This window comes from Geodermatophilus sp. SYSU D01180, assembly GCF_054050415.1.
This window is the reverse complement of record NZ_JBJGZH010000009.1, coordinates 71,913-90,833: the sequence shown is the minus strand read 5'-3', so window position 1 is coordinate 90,833 and position 18,921 is coordinate 71,913. Positions and strand designations below refer to the sequence as shown.

Below are 18,921 nucleotides of genomic sequence, written 5' to 3'. Positions count from 1 at the left end.
TCTCCTGAGAGCCCGGCCCGCTCACCCGGCCGTCACCGCCAGCAGCGCCCCGGCCACCAGGACCGCGCCGCCGAGCATCCCGAGCGCGTAGGACCGGACGAACCCGGTCTGCGCCCGGCCCAGCCGCGACGACGAGCCGCCGAGCGTGGCGGCCAGGCCGTTGACCGCGCCGTCGACGCCGCGGTTGTCCACCCACACCAGCGCCCGGGTGAGCCACTGGCCCGGCCGCATGAACAGCGACTCGTTGACCGTGTCGGCGTAGAGGCTCTTGCGCGCCGCGCGCACCACCGGGGAGACGCGCGCCGGGGCGACCTCGGGGACCTCGCGGCGACCGACGAACAGCCAGGCCGCCAGGACGCCGACCAGCATCACCGCGGTGACCACGACCCCGACGACGGCCGGGGCCACGACGTGTGCGGCCTCCTCGGGCTCGCCGAACACCGGGGCGAGCCACTCGTCGAGCGGGAAGACCTGCACCAGCAGGAAGCCGGCGGCCACCGAGCCGACGGCGAGCAGCACCATCGGGGCGGTCATCACCGGCGGCGCCTCGTGCGGGTGCTGGCCCTCGGTCCACCGCGGCCGGCCGAGGAAGGTCATGATCACCAGCCGGGTCATGTAGAAGGCGGTCAGCCCGGCGCCGACGACGGCGACCGCGCCGAGCAGCCAGCCCCACCCGTCGCCGCGGTCCAGCGCCGCCTCGATGATCGCGTCCTTGGTCCAGTAGCCGGACAGGAACGGGAACCCGATCAGCGCGAGGTAGCCCAGGCCGAAGGTGGCGAAGGTGACCGGCAGCTTCCGCGCCAGCCCCCCGAAGCGGCGCATGTCCACCTGGTCGCCCATGGCGTGCATGACCGACCCGGCCCCGAGGAAGAGCCCGGCCTTGAAGAAGCCGTGGGTGAGCAGGTGCGCGATGCCCGCGGCGTAACCCACCGGGCCCAGGCCCACGGCCAGGAACATGTAGCCGATCTGGCTGACCGTCGAGTACGCGAGCACCTTCTTGATGTCGTCGTACGCGCAGCCCACGATCGCGCCGTAGAGCAGCGTGATCGCGCCGACGGCGAGGACGACGGCGCGGGCGGTCGGCGTCAGGTCGTAGATCGGCGCGGACCGGGCGATGAGGTAGACGCCGGCGGTGACCATCGTCGCGGCGTGGATGAGCGCCGAGACCGGCGTCGGGCCCTCCATGGCGTCGGGCAGCCACGCCTGCAGCGGGAACTGGCCGGACTTGCCGCACGCGCCGAGCAGCAGGAGCAGGCCGAGCGCCGTCACCGTGCCCCCGGCCAGGGCGCCGACGCCGCCGAAGACGCCCTCGTAGGACACCGTCCCGAGCTGGGCGAACATCACGAAGATCGCCAGGGCCAGGCCGACGTCGCCGACCCGGTTCATCACGAAGGCCTTCTTCGCGGCGGTGGCCGCGGCCGGGCGCTCGTGCCAGAAGGCGATGAGCAGGTAGGAGGCCAGGCCCACGCCCTCCCACCCGACGTAGAGGGCCACGTAGTTGTCGCCGAGGACCAGCAGCAGCATCGCCGCGACGAACAGGTTCAGGTAGGCGAAGAACCGGCGCCGCCGCGGGTCGTGCGCCATGTAGCCGACCGAGTAGACGTGGATCAGCCCGCCCACGCCGGTGATCAGCAGCATGAAGGTGGCCGACAGCGGGTCCACCAGCAGCCCGGCCGGCACGTCGAGCGAGCCCACCGACAGGAAGGTGAACAGGTCGACGTCGACCGCCCGCTCCTCCAGGCCGGCCAGCTGGATCGTGCACAGCAGCGCGACGACGAAGGCGGCCAGGACGGTCGCCGTCCCCAGCAGGTGGCCCCACCGGTCGGTGCGGCGCCCGCCCAGCAGGAGGACCGCGGCCCCGAGCAGCGGCAGTGCGATGACCAGCCACGAGGCCGACAGCAGGCCCTCGGCGGCGACGGCGGATTCCATGGGGGTGACCGGCTCCCGTCAGTACTTGAGCAGGTTGGCGTCGTCGACCGACGCCGACCGGCGGGTCCGGTAGATCGACATGATGATCGCGAGGCCGACGACGACCTCCGCCGCGGCGACGACCATGACGAAGAACGCCATGATCTGGCCGTCGACGGTGCCGGTGGCGCGGGCGAAGGTGACCAGGGTCAGGTTGACCGAGTTGAGCATCAGCTCGACGCACATGAAGACGACGATCGCGTTGCGCCGCACCAGCACGCCGACGGCGCCGATGGTGAACAGGATCGCCGCGAGCACCAGGTAGTGCGTGAGCGTCATGCCCGGTCCTCCGGGGCCGGGTCGAGCGTGCCGAGGGCGGCGTCCGGGCTGCCGAGCTGGGCCCGGCCGGTGGGGCGGGGCATCTGGTCGACCTCCTGGGGCTCGATGCCGGTGGCCAGGCTGTCCTCGGCGGTGCGCCCGTCGGGCAGCAGCGCGCCGGCGGCGACGGAGTTGGCGCGGGCGAACACGCCGGGGCCGGGCAGCGTCTGCGGCCGGTCGGTGAGGAACCGGGCGCGGGAGAGCTCCTTCTGCGTCCGTCGGGTCCCGGGCTCGCGCTCGATGTGCGCGAGCACCATCGCGCCGACCGCGGCGGTGATGAGCAGCGCGCTGGTGACCTCGAAGGCCAGGAGGTAGCGGGTGAACAGCAGCTCGGCGATCGCGTCGATGTTGCCGGCGCCGCCCTGCGCGTCGGACAGGCCCGCGACCGGGGTGTCCTGCGTGGCGCGGGCGATGCCGGCGCCGACCAGCCCGGCGAACCCGACGCCGAGCACCGTGGCCGCCACCCGCTGCCCGCGCAGGGTCTCCACCACCGAGTCCGAGGAGTCCCGGCCGACCATCATGAGGACGAACAGGAACAGGATCATGATCGCGCCGGTGTAGACGATGATCTGCACGGCGCCGAGGAACGGCGCGGACTGGACGACGTAGAAGACGCCCAGCGCCAGCATCGTGTTCACCAGCCACAGCGCCGAGTGGACGGCGTTGCGGCTGAACACCATCCCCAGCGCCCCGGCCAGCGCGATCGGCCCGAGGACCCAGAAGACGACGGCCTCGCCGGTGCCGATGACGACGTCGGTCATGCCCGCTCCACCGTGACCGGCTCCGCCGCCGAGCCCTGCTGCGGCTCGCGCACGTAGTAGGCCTTCTCGTCGTCGCCGAGGCGCATCGCGTGCGGCGGGGCCTCCATGCCGGGCAGCAGCGGGGCCATGAGCTGTTCCTTGGTGTAGATCAGGTCCTGCCGGTTGTCGTCGGCCAGCTCGAAGTCGTTGCTCATCGTCAGCGAGCGGGTGGGACAGGCCTCGATGCACAGCCCGCAGAAGATGCAGCGCAGGTAGTTGATCTGGTAGACGCGGCCGTACCGCTCACCGGGGCTGTAGCGCGCGTCCTCGGTGTTGTCCCCGCCCTCGACGTAGATCGCGTCGGCCGGGCACGCCCAGGCGCACAGCTCGCAGCCGATGCACTTCTCCAGCCCGTCGGGGTGCCGGTTGAGAACGTGCCGGCCGTGGTAGCGCGGCTTGGTCACCTTGGGGACCTCGGGGTACTCCTCCGTGGTCACCTTCTTGAAGATCTGGGCGAAGGTGACGCCGAAGCCCTGGCCGGGCGCCGGCAGCAGGCTGCGGCGCGGCGCGGGCGTGCCGCCGCCGGCGCCGCCTGACCGCTCGACCTCACCGCCGCCGCGCCGGGCCGGGGTGGCCCCGGCGGGGGTCCGCTCAGACATCGGAGTCCTCCTGTGCGCTGGTCGCGGTGCTGCCGGCGGCTCGGCGGCCGCTGCTGACCACGCCGCCCTCGGGGCGCGTGCCCACCGGCTCGGCCCGGCGCAGCCGCGGCGACGGCGGCACGACGAGGTCCATGGGCGGCACCGGGAACCCGCCCTCGGCACGGGCCGGGCCGGTGCGCTGCGCCGGCCGGTGCCGCGGCCCGGCGGGGGGCAGCACCTCGGGGTCGGGGTCGGTGGCGTGGATGCCGCCGGCCGCGGCGTCCTCGGCCATGAGCCGCGTGTCGCGGTTGCTGGCCCGGCTGGCGACCGACAGGCCGAGCAGCACCAGCAGCGCGATCGGCACACCGACGAACACCGCCACCTGCCCGGTGGACAGGTCCGCCTCGCGGGAGACGGTGCGCATGGTGGCGACGGCGAGGATCCAGACCAGCGCCGTCGGCACCAGGACCTTCCAGCCGAAGCGCATGAACTGGTCGTAGCGCAGCCGGGGCAGCGTCCCGCGCAGCCAGATGAACACGAACAGCGCGGCGGCGACCTTGAGGAAGAACCACAGCAGCGGCCACCAGCCGGAGTTGGCGCCGTCCCAGATCGAGATCGGCCACGGGGCCCGCCAGCCGCCGAGGAACAGCGTCGCGGCCAGCGCCGAGACGGTGACCATGTTGATGTACTCGGCGAGGAAGAACAGCGCAAACTTCAGCGACGAGTACTCGGTGTGGAAGCCGCCGACCAGCTCGCTCTCGGCCTCGGGCAGGTCGAACGGCGCCCGGTTGGTCTCGCCGACGACGGCGATCACGTAGATGACGAAGCTGACCGGCAGCAGGACCGCGAACCAGCTCGGCCCGGTGAACTCCAGCCCGAAGAACGACAGCCGGTTGCCGTCGGCCTGGGCGGCGACGATCTCCGAGGTCGACATCGACCCGGCGTAGAGGAACACCGCGACGATCGACAGCCCCATCGCGATCTCGTAGCTGACCATCTGGGCGGCGCTGCGCAGGCCGCCGAGCAGCGGGTAGGTCGAGCCCGAGGCCCAGCCGGCCAGCACGATGCCGTAGACGCCCATCGCCGAGCAGGCCAGGACGACGAGGACGCCGATGGGGGCGTCGGTGAGCTGCAGCGGGGTCTGCTGGCCGAAGATGCTGACGACCGGGCCCAGCGGGATGACCGAGAACGCCAGGAACGCCGGGATGGTCGCGATGACCGGGGCCAGGAAGTAGATCGGCTTGTCCGCGAGCGCGGGCCGGATGTCCTCCTTGAACGCCAGCTTCAGCCCGTCGGCCAGGCTCTGCAGGTAGCCGCGCGGGCCGACCCGGTTGGGGCCGATGCGCTGCTGCATCCGGGCGACGACCTTGCGCTCGAACACGATCGCGAACAGCGTCATCAGGACCAGCACGACGAAGACACCGACGATCTTGAGGAGCACGATCCACCAGACGTCGTGCCCGAAGTCCTCGAGCGTCGGCTGGTCGGCGGCGGCGGCGAGCAGGGTCACGCGGCACCTCCCGCGCTCGATCCGGAGGCGCTCGATCCGGAGGCGCTCAGCCGGACGACGCCGCCGGGCGCCGTGCCGAGGCCCGTGCGCAGCTCGCTGCCCGGTGAGCGCATCGGCAGCCACACCACGTCGTCGGGCATCTCGGTGACGCACACGGGCAGGGTGACCGAGCCGGTGGCGCCGGTGACGGTGAGCGGGGCGCCGTCGGCCACGCCGAGCCCGGCGGCCCGCGCGGCGCTGATCCGCACCACCGGCGGGCGGGCGGTGCCGGCGAGCTCCGGCTCGTCGCGCTGCAGCGTCCCGACGTCGAGCAGCTGCCGCCAGGAGGCCAGCAGCGCCTCGCCCTCGCCCGGCTCCGGCGCCACGGCCGGCGGCACGTCGAGGCCGCCGTCGGCGCGGGCGCTCGCGTCGCCGAGGAAGGCGAGTTCGGCGCGCGCGGCGTCGGGGGTGGGCAGCCGCAGGTCGGCGTCGAGGTGCTCGGCCAGGCCGTGCAGCACCCGGCCGTCGGGGAGCTGGCCGGTGCCGTGCAGCGTGGCGTCGAAGGACCGCACCCGGCCCTCCCAGTCCAGGTAGCTGCCGGCCTTCTCCGGCGCGGCGGCCACCGGCAGGACGACGTCGGCGTGCTCGGTGACGGCGGTCGGCCGCTGCTCGAGGCTGACCACGAACGACGCCGCGGCCAGTGCCTCCGCCGCCAGGGCGGGGTCGGGCAGGTCGGCGGGGTCCACGCCGCCGACGACGAGGCCGGCCAGCCGGCCGTCGCGGACCGCGGCGAGGATGCCGGTGGTGTCCCGGCCGGGCAGCGCCGGCAGGTCGGCGGGGTCCACGTCCCACAGCGCGGCCACCTCGGCGCGGGCGACGGGGTCCTCGACCGGCCGGCCGCCGGGCAGCAGCGCTGGCAGCGCGCCGGCCTCGACGGCGCCGCGCTCCCCGGCCCGCCGCGGCACCCAGGCCAGGCGGGCGCCGGTGGCGCGGGCGAGGGCGGCGAGCGCGGTGAACGCGCCGGGCACCTCGGCCAGCCGCTCGCCGGCCAGCACGACCGCGCCGGGCTGGCGCAGCGCCTCGACGGCGGGACCGCCCCAGCTGCCCTCGGCCAGCGCCGCGAGCGCGCGGGCCTCCTCGCCGGGCCGGGTGACCAGCACGGTGGCCTGCAGCTTCTGCGCCGCGCGGGTGGCGAAGGGGGCCAGGTCGTAGACGGCCAGCCGGTTCTTCCGCACCGCCCGGCGCAGGCGGAGGAAGACGATCGGCGACTCCTCCTCCGGCTCGAAGCCGGCCAGCAGCACGGCCGGGGCGGCGGAGAGTTCGTCGTAGGTGACCGCCCCGCGACCCGGGCCGGTGCCGGCCACGTGCGCGGCGAGGAACGCCTGCTCCTCGGCGGAGTGGGCGCGGGCGCGGGCGTCGACGTCGTGGGTGCCCAGCGCCACGCGGGCGAACTTGGCGTACGCGTAGGCGTCCTCGACGGTCAGCCGGCCGCCGGGCAGCACCCCGACCCCGCCCGCGGCCCGCGCCGCGCGCAGGCCCTCGGCGGCCGCGGCCCACGCGTCCGGCCAGGAGGCGGGCTCCAGGACGCCGTCGCGCCGGACCAGCGGGGTGGTGAGCCGGTCGTTGGTGGCGGCGTAGCGGAAGGCGAAGCGGCCCTTGTCGCAGGTCCACTCCTCGTTGACCGCCGGGTCCTCCCCCGCCAGCCGGCGCATGACCTTGCCGCGCCGGTAGTCGGTGCGCATCGAGCAGCCCGAGGAGCAGTGCTCGCACACCGAGGGCTCGCTGCGCAGGTCGAACGGCCGCGACCGGAACCGGTACTGCGCGCTGGTGAGCGCGCCGACCGGGCAGATCTGGGTGGTGTTGCCGGAGAAGTAGGAGGAGAACGGCTCGTCCTCGTAGACGGCCACCTGCTCCAGCGCGCCCCGCTCGAACAGCTCGATGAACGGGTCGCCGGCCACCTGCTGGGAGAAGCGGGTGCAGCGGGCGCACAGCACGCAGCGCTCGCGGTCGAGCAGGATCTCGCTGCTGATCGGCAGCGGCTTGGGATAGGTCCGCTTGACGTCGACGAAGCGGGTCTCGGCGCGGCCGTTGCTCATCGCCTGGTTCTGCAGCGGGCACTCGCCGCCCTTGTCGCAGACCGGGCAGTCCAGCGGGTGGTTGATCAGCAGCAGCTCCATCGTGCCCTGCTGCGCCTTGTCGGCGACCGGGCTGGTCAGCTGCGTCTTCACCGCCATGCCGTCGGTGACCGGCATGGTGCAGGAGGCCACCGGCTTGCGCTGGCCCTCCACCTCGACCAGGCACTGCCGGCAGGCGCCGACCGGGTCCAGCAGCGGGTGGTCGCAGAACCGCGGGATCTGGATGCCGACCATCTCCGCGGCCCGGATGATCAGCGTCCCCTTGGGCACCGCGACGTCGAAGCCGTCGATGGTGCAGTGGACGGCGTCCGGCGGGGTGTGCGGGCCGGGGACGCCCGGCGGCACCGCCGGCGCGGGCTCGGGGGCGGTGGGCGTGAGGGTCACTGGTCCTCCTCGCTGGCGCTCGTCGCACCAGTGCCACCCGGTGCTCTGTTCCTGCGTGACCTCGCGAGCTCGGTCACGAGGCCACTCCGACGGGCTCGAGCCGCAGCGAGCGGCCCAGGCGGGCCTGCTCCTCGGGCGGCAGCAGGGCGACGTAGTCGTCGCGGAAGTACTTGAGCGAGCTGGTGATGCAGCTGGTCGCGCCGTCGCCGAGGGCGCAGAACGAGCGGCCGAGGATGTTGTCGCAGGTGTCGGTGAGCAGGTCCAGGTCGGCCGCCGTGCCGCGGCCGTCGACCAGCCGCTGCAGCACCTGGACCAGCCAGTAGGTCCCCTCGCGGCAGGGCGTGCACTTGCCGCAGGACTCGTGCGCGTAGAACTCGGTGAACCGCAGGGTGGCCTCGACGATCGAGTCGGTCTCGTCGAACACCATCAGGGCGGTGGTGCCGAGCATGGAGCCCGCGGCGGCGACCGAGTCGAAGTCGAGCGGCACGTCGAGGTGCTCGGCGGTGAAGTACGGCGTCGAGGAGCCGCCCGGCGTCCAGAACTTGAGCTCGTGCCCGGCGCGCACGCCGCCGGCCATCTCCAGCAGCTCGCGCATCGTGCTGCCCATCGGCGCCTCGTACTGGCCGGGGCGGGTGACCCGGCCCGACAGCGAGTAGATCTTCGGCCCGGGCGACTTCTCCGGCCCGAACCGCTTGAACCACTCCGCCCCGCCACGGACCACGAACGGCACGGTGGCCAGCGTCTCGACGTTGTTGATGACCGTCGGGGCGCCGTAGAGGCCGGCGACCGCCGGGAACGGCGGCTTGAGCCGCGGCTGCCCGCGGTAGCCCTCGAGCGAGTCGAGCAGCGCCGTCTCCTCGCCGCAGATGTAGGCACCGGCGCCGGCGTGCACGACCAGCTCCAGGTCGTAGCCCGAGCCCAGGACGTCGCTGCCGAGGTACCCCGCGGCGTAGGCCTCCTCGACGGCGGACACCAACCGGCGGTGGGCGTGCACGGCCTCGCCGCGGACGTAGATGACGGCGAACCGGCAGCGGATCGCGTACGCGGAGATGATCACGCCCTCCACCAGGGAGTGCGGGTCGGTCATCATCAGCGGCAGGTCCTTGCAGGTGCCCGGCTCGCCCTCGTCGGCGTTGACCACCAGGTACTTGGGCATCGCGGCCGGCCCGGTGGGCGTCTCCCCCGGCTTGGGCTGCGGGATGAAGCTCCACTTCATGCCGGTGGGGAAGCCGGCGCCGCCGCGGCCGCGCAGGCCGGAGTCCTTGACCAGGGAGACCAGCTCGTCGGGCTGCATCGACAGCGCGGTGCGCAGCGCGGCGTAGCCGTCGAGGGACTCGTAGGTGGACAGCCGCCAGGGCTGCTCGGCGCCCCAGCGCGAGGTGAGGACGGGGGTGAGGGGCATCGGTCAGGCCTCCCGCTGGGTCGCGGGCCCCTGGCCGGAGGTGCCCGGCTCGGCGCCCGCGGGGGTGTCGGGGGTGGGACGGTCGCCGCCGGGGGTGCGGCGGCCGTACTCGGCGCCGCGGTCGGGGTGCGCCTGCGCGGCGCCGGCCCGCTCGGCCGGGTTGTCGGCGGCCGCCACCCGGGCGTCGGCGGCCTCCTCCTCCGGCGTCTGCCCGGCGTCGCCGGACGGCGCGACGGCGTCCGCGGGCTCGCCGGTGTCGGCGGGCTCGGGCTCCGGGCCGCTCATCGGCGGGGCGGCCTCGCCGCGGTCGGCGGCCAGCCGGACGCCGGCCAGCGTGGGGCCCCACTCCCCCGGCGCGTCGACGGCGGCGCGCGCGGCCCCGGCGTCGGCGTGCTGGGAGAAGCCGGCCAGCTGCCGGGACACCCCGCGGAAGTCGGTGAGCGGGGCGCCGCGCGTGGGGTGCGGCTTCTCGCCCCGGCGCAGCGCGGCGACCAGCGCGCGGGCGCTCTCGACGTCCTGCTGGTCGTAGAACTCGTAGTCGACGGTGACCACCGGCGCGTAGTCGCAGGCGGCCAGGCACTCGGCGTGCTCGAGGGTGACCGAGCCGTCGGCCGCCGTCTCGTCGTGGTGGACGCCGAGGTCGGCCGACAGCGCGTCCATGATCCGCTGCCCGCCGAGGACGGCGCACAGCGTGTTGGTGCAGACGCTGACCAGGTGCCGGCCGGTCGGGCGGCGCTTGTACATCGTGTAGAAGGTCGCGACCGCGCCGACCTCGGCCTTGGTCAGCCCGAGCACCTCGGCGCACAGCGCGACGCCCTCCGGCGTCACGTAGCCCTGGTAGCTCTGCACCAGGTGCAGCATCGGCAGCAGCGCCGAGCGCGGCTGCGGGTAGCGGGTGGTGATCTCCCGCGCCTCCAGCCACGCCTGCTCGGTCAGCGGCGGCAGGTCGGCCGGCGGCGGCTCGACCGGGCTGTCGACCAGCCCGGTCGTCGCCGCGCCCTCCCGGGACCCGGGGAGCGCGCTCATCGGTCCACCCCTCCCATCACGGGGTCGATGGAGGCGATGGCGGCGATGACGTCGGCGATCATCCCGCCCTCGCTCATGGCGGCGGTGGCCTGCAGGTTCACGAAGCTGGGGTCGCGCACGTGGACGCGCCACGGGCGGGTGCTGCCGTCGCTGACCACGTGGTAGCCGAGCTCCCCGCGCGGCGACTCGATCGGGACGTACACCTGCCCGGCCGGCACCCGGAAGCCCTCGGTGACCAGCTTGAAGTGGTGGATCAGGGCCTCCATCGAGGTGCCCATGATGTGGCGGACGTGCTCGAGGGAGTTGCCCATGCCGTCGGCGCCGAGCGACAGCTGCGCGGGCCACGCGATCTTCCGGTCCTCGACCATCACCGGGCCGGGCTCGAGCCGGTCGAGCGCCTGGCGGACGATCCTCAGCGACTCGAACATCTCGGCCATCCGGACCAGGTAGCGCCCCCAGGCGTCGGACGTGTCGGCGGTGGGGACCTCGAAGTCGTAGGTCTCGTAGCCGAGGTAGGGCTCGGTCTTCCGCAGGTCCCAGGGCAGCCCGGCCGCGCGCAGGACCGGCCCGGTGACCCCGAGGGCGAGGCAGCCGGTGACGTCGAGGTAGCCGACGTCCTTGAGCCGGCGCTGCCAGATCGGCTGGCCGGTGAGGAGCTTGTGGTAGCCGGCGAGCCGCTCGGGCATGACGGTCAGCCACTCGCGGATCGAGTCCTCCACGCCGGCCGGCAGGTCCTGGGCGACGCCGCCCGGCCGGATGTAGGCGTGGTTCATCCGCAGCCCGGTGATCTCCTCGAGCAGGTCGAGGCACAGCTCCCGCTCGCGGAAGCCGTTGGTCATGCCGGTGAGCGCGCCCAGCTCCATGCCGCCGGTGGCCAGGCCCACGAGGTGCGAGGCGATCCGGTTGATCTCCATGACCAGCACGCGGATGGTCTGCGCGCGCTGCGGCACCTCGATGCCGAGCAGCTTCTCGACGGCCGTGCAGTAGCCGGCCTCGTTGAACAGCGGGGCCAGGTAGTCCATCCGCGTCACGAAGGTCGTGCCCTGCACCCAGTTGCGGTACTCGGTGTTCTTCTCGATGCCGGTGTGCAGGTAGCCGATGACCACCCGCGCCTTGGTCACCGTCTCGCCCTCGAGGTCGAGGACCAGCCGCAGGACGCCGTGCGTCGAGGGGTGCTGCGGCCCCATGTTGACGACGAGCCGCTCCTCGCCGGAGAGGTCCGCGCCGAAGGCCTGGTCCCAGTCGCCGCCGGTGACGGTGTAGACCCGCCCCTCGGTGGTCTCCCGCGAGCCGGCGTACGGGTCGTGGGTGGTGCTCATCGGTAGCTCCGCCGGGTGTCGGGCGGCGGGATCGTCGCGTCGTGGTACTCCACCGGCACGCCGCCGAGCGGGTAGTCCTTGCGCTGCGGGTGCCCGTCCCAGTCGTCGGGCATGAGGATCCGGGTCAGCGCCGGGTGTCCGTCGAAGACGACGCCGAACATGTCGTACGTCTCCCGCTCGTGCCAGTCCGCCGTCGGGTAGACCGAGGACACCGACGGCACGTGCGGGTCCTCGGCGGTGACCGCGACCTCGAGCCGGATCCGCCGCCGGTAGGTCATCGAGGTGAGGTGGTAGACGACGTGCAGCCGCGGCCGGCCGGCGTCCACCGCGGGGCCGCCGCTGTCCAGGTAGTCGACGCCGGAGACGCTGCTGCACAGCTCGAAGCGCAGCGCGTCGTCGTCGCGCAGCGCCCGGACCAGGGTGAGCAGGTGCTCGCGGGCGACGAAGTAGGTGATCTCCCCGCGGTCGACGAGGACCCGCTGCACGGCGGCGGCGTAGGTGGCCGCCCCGACGGCGTCGACCAGCGCGTCGGTCACCTCGTCGAACCAGCCGCCGTAGGGGCGGTCGGTGGAGTGCAGCGCGACCGCCCCACCGGGCTCGACGCGGACCAGGCCGCCGAAGCCGGAGGTGTCGCCGCTGCCGCTGACGCCGAACGCGCCCTTGCGGAAGCCGCCGCCCGCGGCCGCGGCGCCCTGCGAGGCGTCGGCGCCGCTGCGGTCGCCGGGGCCGGTCACCGGGACCCGCCGCGCGATCCGGGCAGGAGGACGGCGTCGCCGCCGCGCTGCTCGATGGCGAACTGGCCGGTGCGGCCGAGGGCCGCGGCCTGCTCGTAGGCGGCCCGCTTGGCCTTGTCGGCGCGGACGCTGGAGGGCATCTCGACCAGCAGGTCGGGCGCGCGGCCCTCGGCCCGGTCCTCCTCGAGCCGGCGGGCCCGCTTGGGACCGAGCGGCTCGTTCTGGATCTTGTGGTGCAGCTTGAGGATCGCGTCCACGAGCATCTCCGGGCGCGGCGGGCAGCCGGGGAGGTACATGTCCACGGGGACGACGTGGTCGACGCCCTGCACCACCGCGTAGTTGTTGAACATGCCGCCGGAGCTGGCGCAGACGCCCATGGCGAGCACCCAGCGCGGCTCGGGCATCTGGTCGTAGATCTGCCGCAGGACCGGCGCCATCTTCTGGCTCACCCGGCCGGCGACGATCATGAGGTCGGCCTGGCGCGGGGAGGCGCGGAACACCTCCATGCCGAAGCGGGCCAGGTCGTAGCGGCCGGCGCCGGTGGCCATCATCTCGATCGCGCAGCACGCCAGGCCGAAGGTGGCCGGCCACAGCGAGGACTTGCGCGTCCAGTTGACCAGCTTCTCGACCGTGGTCAGCAGGAAGCCGCTCGGCAGCTTCTCCTCGAGCCCCACGTCAGCTCCCCTCCGTCGGTCCCACGCTCAGTCCCACTCCAGGCCGCCGCGGCGCCAGACGTAGGCGTAGGCGAGGAAGACGGTGGCGATGAAGACCGCCATCTCGACCAGGCCGAAGACACCCAGCGCGTCGTTGGCGACGGCCCACGGGTAGAGGAAGACGATCTCGATGTCGAAGACGATGAAGAGCATCGCCGTCAGGTAGTACTTCACCGGGAAGCGGCCGCCGTGCAGCGGCTGGTCGACCGGTTCGATGCCGCACTCGTAGGCCTCGAGCTTGGCCCGGTTGTAGCGGCGCGGGCCGACGAACGGCGCGACCGTCACCGAGAACAGCGCGAAGGCCGCGGCGAGCGCGAACAGCCCCACGATCGGGACGTAGGACGACAGCACCGGCGCCTCCCTCGGCGGCTCGTGGGCTTGTGAAGAAATTCACAAACTCGTGCCACGAGCCTATGCCGCCGGGGACGGCAAGTGAAGCGCGGGGGGTGAGTGAGTTCACATCCCCGGGTAACGGTCCTGTCACGGACCGCTTCGGGCCCTCCTCAGACGGACGGCGCCAGGCGGGTGAGGACGGCGACCACGCGGTCGAAGCGGTCGCCGTCGCGGCCGTCGGAGAGGTTGCCCATGAGCCGCAGCGCGGCGTTCACCATCGCCGGCCGCTTGAGCCCGTGGGCGGTGGCGAAGCGGACCAGGCCGGGGCGGTCGAGCAGCGAGAGGAAGGCCATCCCGAGCCGGTGGTGGCGGCCGTAGGCCTCGCGCAGCCGCTCGGGGTAGCGGCGCAGCACCGCCTCGCGGGCCGGCCCCTCCGGTGCGGCGAGCGCGGCGGCCGCCGTCTCCCCGGCCATCCGGCCGGTCTCGAGCGCGTAGCTGATGCCCTCGCCGTTGAACGGGTTGACCACGCCCGCGGTGTCACCGGCCAGCAGCAGCCCGCGGGTGTAGGCGGGGCCGCGGTTGAGCGCCATGGGCAGGCCGGCACCGCGCAGCGGGGTGACCGCGTGCTCCTCGCCGAGCTGCCACTCCCGCGGCAGGGTGGCCAGCCAGCGGCGCAGCACGGTGCGCGCGTCGGTCTCGCCGCCGCGGCGGGTGTCGAGCAGGCCGAAGCCCACGTTGGCGGTGCCGTCGCCCATGCCGAACGACCAGCCGTAGCCGGGCATCGAGTCGGCGGTGGGGCCCGCGGCGGACAGGTCGAAGGAGATGTCGAGGTAGGGGTCCTCGCCGCGCGGCGTCTGCACGTACCGGCGGACGGCGACGCCGAGCGGCCGGTCCTCGCGGCGGGTCAGCCCGATCGCCTTGGCCAGCCGGCCGGACAGGCCCTCCGCGGAGACGACCAGCGGCGCCCGCCAGGTCACCGGCTCCCTGCCGGGGCCGGCCTGCGCGTGCACGCCCACGACCCGGCCGGCGTCGTCGAGCAGCGGGTCGGTGACGGTGACCTCCTGCTCGAGCCGGGCGCCGGCGGCCACGGCGTGCTCGGCGAGCACGAGGTCGAGGTCCTTCCGCGGCCGGATGAGGCCGTAGCCGGGCCAGGAGGACAGCCGCGGCCAGTCGACCTCGACCACCTGGCCGCCGCCGAAGACCCGCAGGCCGCGGTGCCGCACCCAGCCGGCCTCCGGGGAGACGTCGATCCCCATGTCGTCCAGCGCCTTCACCGCGCGCGGCGTCAGCCCGTCGCCGCAGACCTTCTCCCGCGGGAAGCGCGCCTTCTCCAGCACGACGACGTCGAGCCCGGCGGTGGCCAGGGTCCACGCGGCGGCCGACCCGGCCGGCCCGGCACCGACCACCACGACGTCGGCACTGCCCCCGGCGGTCGGACTCGTCACGCGCTGGCCCCCTCGGCGCTCGGTCTGCGGTCGCCCCGAGCCTAGGCGGGCGCCCCGCCGGGGCCGCCGGCGAGCGCGGCGCGCACCTCGTCGTCGGACGTCTCGCCGAAGTCGTCGTAGTAGCGGCCCACGGCGCCGAACGGGTGCGGGGTGACCGGGCAGACGACCTCGTCGGCCAGCACGGACAGGTCGGCGCACACGTCGGGCGCCCCGACCGGGACGGCGACGACGACCGCGGCGGGCCCGGCCGCCCGGACCGCGGCGAGGGCGGCGCGCATGGTGGCGCCGGTGGCCAGCCCGTCGTCGACGAGGACGGCGGTGCGGCCGGCGAGCGCGGGCGGCGGTCGGTCCCCGCGGTAGGCCAGCTGCCGGCGGCGCAGCTCGGCCAGCTCGGAGCGGCGCACCTCGTCCGCGGCGGCGGGCGCGACGGGGTTGCGGGCGAGGACGGACTCGCTGCGGACGCTCTCGACGGTCTCCCCCACCGCGGCCAGCGCGCCCATGGCCAGCTCCGGCCGCTCGGGCAGGCCGAGCTTGCGGACGGCGACCACGTCGAGCTCCGCGCCCAGCGCCGCCGCGACCTCGGCCGCGACCAGAACGCCGCCGCGGGGCAGGCCGAGGACCAGCGCGTCCGGGCCGAGCGGCACGCCGGGGGGACGGGCCGGGTCGGTCAGGCGCGCGGCGAGCCGCCGGCCGGCGTCACGCCGGTCGCGGTACGGGCGGCCGTCCACCGCGCGGCCGGATCAGACGGGCTGGGGTCCCGACGGCGGCGGGGCGCTCGGGTCGGTGGGGCTCGGCTGCGGGAGCGGGGCCGGCGACGGCGGCGAGATCGGGTCGACCGGGGACGGCGACGGACCGGGCGGCTCGGGCATCGGTGTCGGTGTCGTCATGCGCCGACGCTAGTGGAAGGACCCCCTCGCCCCCACACCTCGCTCCGCTCGGCGCGGGCCCCTGCGACGGGGCCGTCCCAGCAGGTCACCTGCGGGCGCGGTGGAGGGCGACGACGCCGCCGGTGAGGTCCCGCCAGGCGACGTCGGTCCACCCGGCGGCCTGGATGCGGGCGGCCAGCGCCGGCTGGTCGGGCCAGGCGCGGATCGACTCGGCCAGGTAGACGTAGGCGTCGGGGTTGCTGCTCACCGCGCGGGCGATCCGCGGCAGCGCCCGCACGAGGTACTCGGTGTAGACGGTGCGGAACGGCTTCCACGTGGGGCTGGAGAACTCGCAGACGACGAGTCGCCCGCCCGGCCGCACGACCCGGGCGAACTCCCGCAGCGCGGCGTCGGGGTCGGCCACGTTGCGCAGGCCGAAGGAGACCACCAGCCCGTCGACGCTCGCGTCGGCGAACGGCAGCGCCATCGCGTCGCCGGCCACCTTGGGCACCGGCCGCCCGGCGCCGGCCCGCAGCATCCCCTGCGAGAAGTCGCAGGCGATGGCCCGCACGCCCCTGGCGGCGAGCTCGACGGTGGAGACGGCGGTGCCGGCGGCGACGTCGAGGACGACGTCCCCCGGCCGGGCGCCCAGCGCCTCGCGGGTGGCCCGCCGCCAGGCGGCGTCGCGGCCGCCGGAGAGCACGGTGTTGGTGAGGTCGTAGCGGCGGGCGACGCCGTCGAACATGGCCGCGACCTCGTGCGGCTGCTTGTCCAGCCCGGCCCTCGACCCGGCGGTGTGTGCGCTGTCTCGCCGGTCTGCCACGGCGGACGACGCTACCGGCTGCCTACGCTGGGGGCTGTGACGGCAGCGGCGGTGACCACCCCGGACGCCGTCGCGCCCGCCGTCACCACGGTCGCGCTGCCCGACTCCCCCGACCTGCTGGCGCTGCTGCCGCGCGAGGGCGCCCTGTCCTGGGTGCGCCGCGGCGAGGGCCTGGTCGGCTGGGGCGAGGCCGACCGCCTCGAGGTCTCCGGTCCCGGCGCGCTGGCCGAGGCCGCCGCCTGGTGGGCCGACCGCAGCGCCGCCCTCGCCGTCGACGACCAGGTGGGCGTGCCCGGCTCCGGGCCGGTGGTGTTCGCGAGCGTCGCGTTCGACCCCGCGCGGGAGACGTCGGTGTTCGTCGTCCCCGAGGTCGTCGTCGGCCGCCGCGACGGCGTCGCGTGGGTGACCACGACCGGCGGCGCCGACCCGCGCGACGTGCTGCCGGCCACCCGCGAGCCGCTGACCCCCGCGCCGGGCCGGCTCCGCTACGCCGACGGCGCGCTCGACCCCGCCTCGTGGTGCGGCGCGGTGTCCGCCGCGATCGGCCGCATCGGGGCCGGCGACCTCGCCAAGGTGGTGCTCGCCCGCGACCTGCTGGTCACCGCCGACGTGCCGCTGGACCCGCGCCGCCTGCTGGACCGGCTGGCCGCCCGCTTCCCGGACTGCTGGACCTTCGCCGTCGACGGGCTGCTCGGCGCCACCCCCGAGCTGCTGCTGCGCCGCACCGGCCGGCAGCTGTCCGCGCGGGTGCTGGCCGGCACCGCCCCGCGCGGCGCGGGCGCCGAGGACGAGCGGCTCGCGGCGGGCCTGCTGGCCAGCGCCAAGGACCGCGCCGAGCACGCCCTCGCCGTCGACTCGCTCGTGCGCGCGCTCGACCCGTTCTGCACCGCGCTGTCGGTGCCGGAGCAGCCCTCGCTGCTGACGCTGCCCAACGTGCGGCACCTGGCCACCGACGTCGTCGGCACCCAGCGCCGCTCCGGCGCCCGCGGCCGGGCCGGGCTGCTGGAGCTGGTCGACACCGTGCACCCGACCGCCGCCGTCTGCGGCACGCCGCCCGAGGCCGCCGCCGCGGTGATCGCCGAGCTGGAGGGCATGGGCCGCGGGCGCTACGCCGGGCCGGTGGGCTGGCTCGACGCCCGCGGGGACGGCGAGTTCGGGCTGGCCCTGCGCTGCGCCCAGCTGGTCGACGACGACCCGCGCTCGGCCCGGCTGTTCGCCGGCTGCGGCATCGTCGCCGCCTCCGACCCGACGGCCGAGCTCGCCGAGACGCAGGCGAAGTTCGCCGCCTTCCAGGCCGCGCTGGAGGGCTGAGGCGGCTCCGTCCCGCCGGCGCCGGCGTCCTGCCCCGGAGACGGCGAGGGCCCCGGCCGCTGCGCGCGGTCGGGGCCCTCGTCGGGTGTGCGGGAGGTCAGCCCACGTAGTTGACGTGCACGTGGTCGAAGTGGTTGGCGGTCACACCGCCGCGGTCCTCCATCGCCTTCCAGGCACCGTCGGGCGAGGTCAGGATGCGCTGCTGCCAGATGACGTACTCGACGCCGAGCTCGTCCCAGTGGTCCACGTGGTACTGGGCGATCGCGTCGCCGAGGGCGGCGTCGGACATGACCATGTAGTCCAGGGCCTTGCCGGAGGGGTGGCCGTCCGGGTCGACCGCGCTGGCCCGCGTGCCGCCGAGGGTGATGTCCGCGGCGCCCGGGACGTTGCTGACGACGGCGTTCGCCGCCGCCTGCACGGCCTCGTGGATGGCGCCGGCGGTGTTGGTGATCTCGGCGACGACCGAGGCCTGCGCGACCTGCGGGGCGGCCTCGGCGATCGGCGGGGTGGCGGCGGGCGCGGCCTCACCGGCGGCGGCGACCGGGGCCGGGGCGGCCTCGGCGGCGGGGGCCGGGGCGGCCTCGGCAGCGGGGGCCGGGGCGGCCTCGGCCGGGGCGGCGGTCGAGCCGCTGAGCGCCAGCACCTGACCGGGGAAGATCAGGTTCGGGTTGGCGCCGATGACGTCGACGTTGCGCTCGTAGAGCTCCCGCCAGCTCTGGCCGTGGGCGGCGGCGATCTTCGCCACCGTGTCCCGCCAGCGGACGGTGTACTCCTCGGTGGTGACCTCGGCCTGCTCGGCCGGGGCGACCTGCTTGGCGGCCGGCTGCTCGGCCGGGGCGGCCGGGGCCTCGGCGGCGGCGGGGGCGGCCTGCTCGGCGGCCGGCGCCTCGGCGGCGGCCGCGGTGGTGCCGTCGGTCAGGTACTTGCCGCAGCTCGGCCAGGCGCCGACGCCCTGGCCGGCCAGGACGGCCTCGGCGATCTGGACCTGCTGGGCCGGGGTGGCGAGGTCGGCACGCGGGGCGAGGTCGGTGCCCCCGAAGGCGGCCCAGGTGGACTGGCTGAACTGCAGGCCGCCGTAGTAGCCGTTGCCGGTGTTGATGCTCCAGTTGCCACTGGACTCGCACTGGGCGACGCCGGTCCAGTCGTGGGTGGTGGAGGCGGAGGCCGGCGAGCTCAGGACGCCCAGACCGACGGCGGCGGCGCCGGCGGCGACAGGGGCCTTGGCGATGACCTTCTTGGTGCGGACGTAGCGGGGTGCGCGGTGCTTGGGCATGGTG

At 75.0% G+C, this 18,921-nt stretch carries 17 protein-coding genes; 1 reads left to right on the top strand and 16 read right to left on the bottom strand.

The features are described 5' to 3' along the window. Positions 1-21: 21 nt before the first annotated feature. The 15 genes from nuoL to ACI8AA_RS10610 form a co-directional block, all read right to left on the bottom strand. Complete coding sequence (gene nuoL, locus ACI8AA_RS10680; RefSeq protein WP_457044427.1) at positions 22-1,929, bottom strand: NADH-quinone oxidoreductase subunit L; 1,908 nt, start codon at positions 1,927-1,929, stop codon at positions 22-24. 18 nt (positions 1,930-1,947) lie between these two features. Further along, positions 1,948-2,247 (bottom strand): NADH-quinone oxidoreductase subunit NuoK, encoded by a 300-nt coding sequence (nuoK, locus tag ACI8AA_RS10675; RefSeq protein WP_073421291.1) that lies wholly within the window; start codon positions 2,245-2,247, stop codon positions 1,948-1,950. Continuing rightward, positions 2,244-3,047, bottom strand: a complete 804-nt coding sequence (locus tag ACI8AA_RS10670) for an NADH-quinone oxidoreductase subunit J (protein ID WP_457044426.1) — start codon at positions 3,045-3,047, stop codon at positions 2,244-2,246. The genes nuoK and ACI8AA_RS10670 overlap by 4 nt, the downstream gene beginning before the upstream one ends. Beyond that, the gene (gene nuoI, locus ACI8AA_RS10665; RefSeq protein ID WP_457044425.1) at positions 3,044-3,685 is read right to left on the bottom strand and encodes an NADH-quinone oxidoreductase subunit NuoI; all 642 of its coding nucleotides are present in this window, start codon (positions 3,683-3,685) and stop codon (positions 3,044-3,046) included. Before nuoI ends, ACI8AA_RS10670 begins: the two co-directional genes overlap by 4 nt. Then, a complete protein-coding gene (gene nuoH, locus ACI8AA_RS10660; RefSeq protein ID WP_457044424.1) occupies positions 3,678-5,174 on the bottom strand; it encodes an NADH-quinone oxidoreductase subunit NuoH in 1,497 nt (498 codons plus the stop codon). Before nuoH ends, nuoI begins: the two co-directional genes overlap by 8 nt. Beyond that, positions 5,171-7,672, bottom strand: a complete 2,502-nt coding sequence (locus ACI8AA_RS10655; protein WP_457044423.1) for an NADH-quinone oxidoreductase subunit G — start codon at positions 7,670-7,672, stop codon at positions 5,171-5,173. Before ACI8AA_RS10655 ends, nuoH begins: the two co-directional genes overlap by 4 nt. Positions 7,673-7,745: 73 nt before the next feature. After that, on the bottom strand, positions 7,746-9,074 hold the full coding sequence (gene nuoF, locus ACI8AA_RS10650; RefSeq protein WP_457044422.1) for an NADH-quinone oxidoreductase subunit NuoF: 1,329 nt from the start codon (positions 9,072-9,074) through the stop codon (positions 7,746-7,748). 3 nt (positions 9,075-9,077) lie between these two features. Beyond that, on the bottom strand, positions 9,078-10,100 hold the full coding sequence (gene nuoE / locus ACI8AA_RS10645) for an NADH-quinone oxidoreductase subunit NuoE (RefSeq protein ID WP_457044421.1): 1,023 nt from the start codon (positions 10,098-10,100) through the stop codon (positions 9,078-9,080). Continuing rightward, a complete protein-coding gene (locus ACI8AA_RS10640) occupies positions 10,097-11,419 on the bottom strand; it encodes an NADH-quinone oxidoreductase subunit D (protein ID WP_457044420.1) in 1,323 nt (440 codons plus the stop codon). Before ACI8AA_RS10640 ends, nuoE begins: the two co-directional genes overlap by 4 nt. Continuing rightward, positions 11,416-12,153: an NADH-quinone oxidoreductase subunit C gene (locus ACI8AA_RS10635; RefSeq protein WP_456930278.1), complete on the bottom strand. Its 738-nt coding sequence runs from the start codon at positions 12,151-12,153 to the stop codon at positions 11,416-11,418. The genes ACI8AA_RS10640 and ACI8AA_RS10635 overlap by 4 nt, the downstream gene beginning before the upstream one ends. Continuing rightward, positions 12,150-12,827 (bottom strand): NuoB/complex I 20 kDa subunit family protein, encoded by a 678-nt coding sequence (locus ACI8AA_RS10630; RefSeq protein WP_457044419.1) that lies wholly within the window; start codon positions 12,825-12,827, stop codon positions 12,150-12,152. The genes ACI8AA_RS10635 and ACI8AA_RS10630 overlap by 4 nt, the downstream gene beginning before the upstream one ends. Before the next feature lie 27 nt (positions 12,828-12,854). Further along, complete coding sequence (locus ACI8AA_RS10625; RefSeq protein WP_456941620.1) at positions 12,855-13,217, bottom strand: NADH-quinone oxidoreductase subunit A; 363 nt, start codon at positions 13,215-13,217, stop codon at positions 12,855-12,857. Positions 13,218-13,369: 152 nt separating this feature from the next. Next, a complete protein-coding gene (locus ACI8AA_RS10620; protein WP_457044418.1) occupies positions 13,370-14,644 on the bottom strand; it encodes a geranylgeranyl reductase family protein in 1,275 nt (424 codons plus the stop codon). Between the two features lie 41 nt (positions 14,645-14,685). After that, positions 14,686-15,372 carry a phosphoribosyltransferase gene (locus tag ACI8AA_RS10615; RefSeq protein WP_457044417.1) on the bottom strand — a complete coding sequence of 229 codons (687 nt, stop codon included), beginning with the start codon at positions 15,370-15,372 and terminating at the stop codon, positions 14,686-14,688. A 244-nt stretch (positions 15,373-15,616) separates the two neighbouring features. After that, positions 15,617-16,333, bottom strand: coding sequence for a demethylmenaquinone methyltransferase (locus ACI8AA_RS10610; protein WP_457044416.1), 717 nt, complete (start codon positions 16,331-16,333; stop codon positions 15,617-15,619). A gap of 36 nt (positions 16,334-16,369) precedes the next feature. On the opposite strand from ACI8AA_RS10610, the gene ACI8AA_RS10605 reads away from it, so the two are divergent. Next, on the top strand, positions 16,370-17,644 hold the full coding sequence (locus ACI8AA_RS10605) for an isochorismate synthase (RefSeq protein ID WP_457044415.1): 1,275 nt from the start codon (positions 16,370-16,372) through the stop codon (positions 17,642-17,644). A gap of 97 nt (positions 17,645-17,741) precedes the next feature. Here the strand turns inward: ACI8AA_RS10605 and ACI8AA_RS10600 are convergent, their stop codons facing one another. After that, on the bottom strand, positions 17,742-18,917 hold the full coding sequence (locus tag ACI8AA_RS10600) for a transglycosylase family protein (protein WP_457044414.1): 1,176 nt from the start codon (positions 18,915-18,917) through the stop codon (positions 17,742-17,744). Positions 18,918-18,921: the final 4 nt, after the last annotated feature.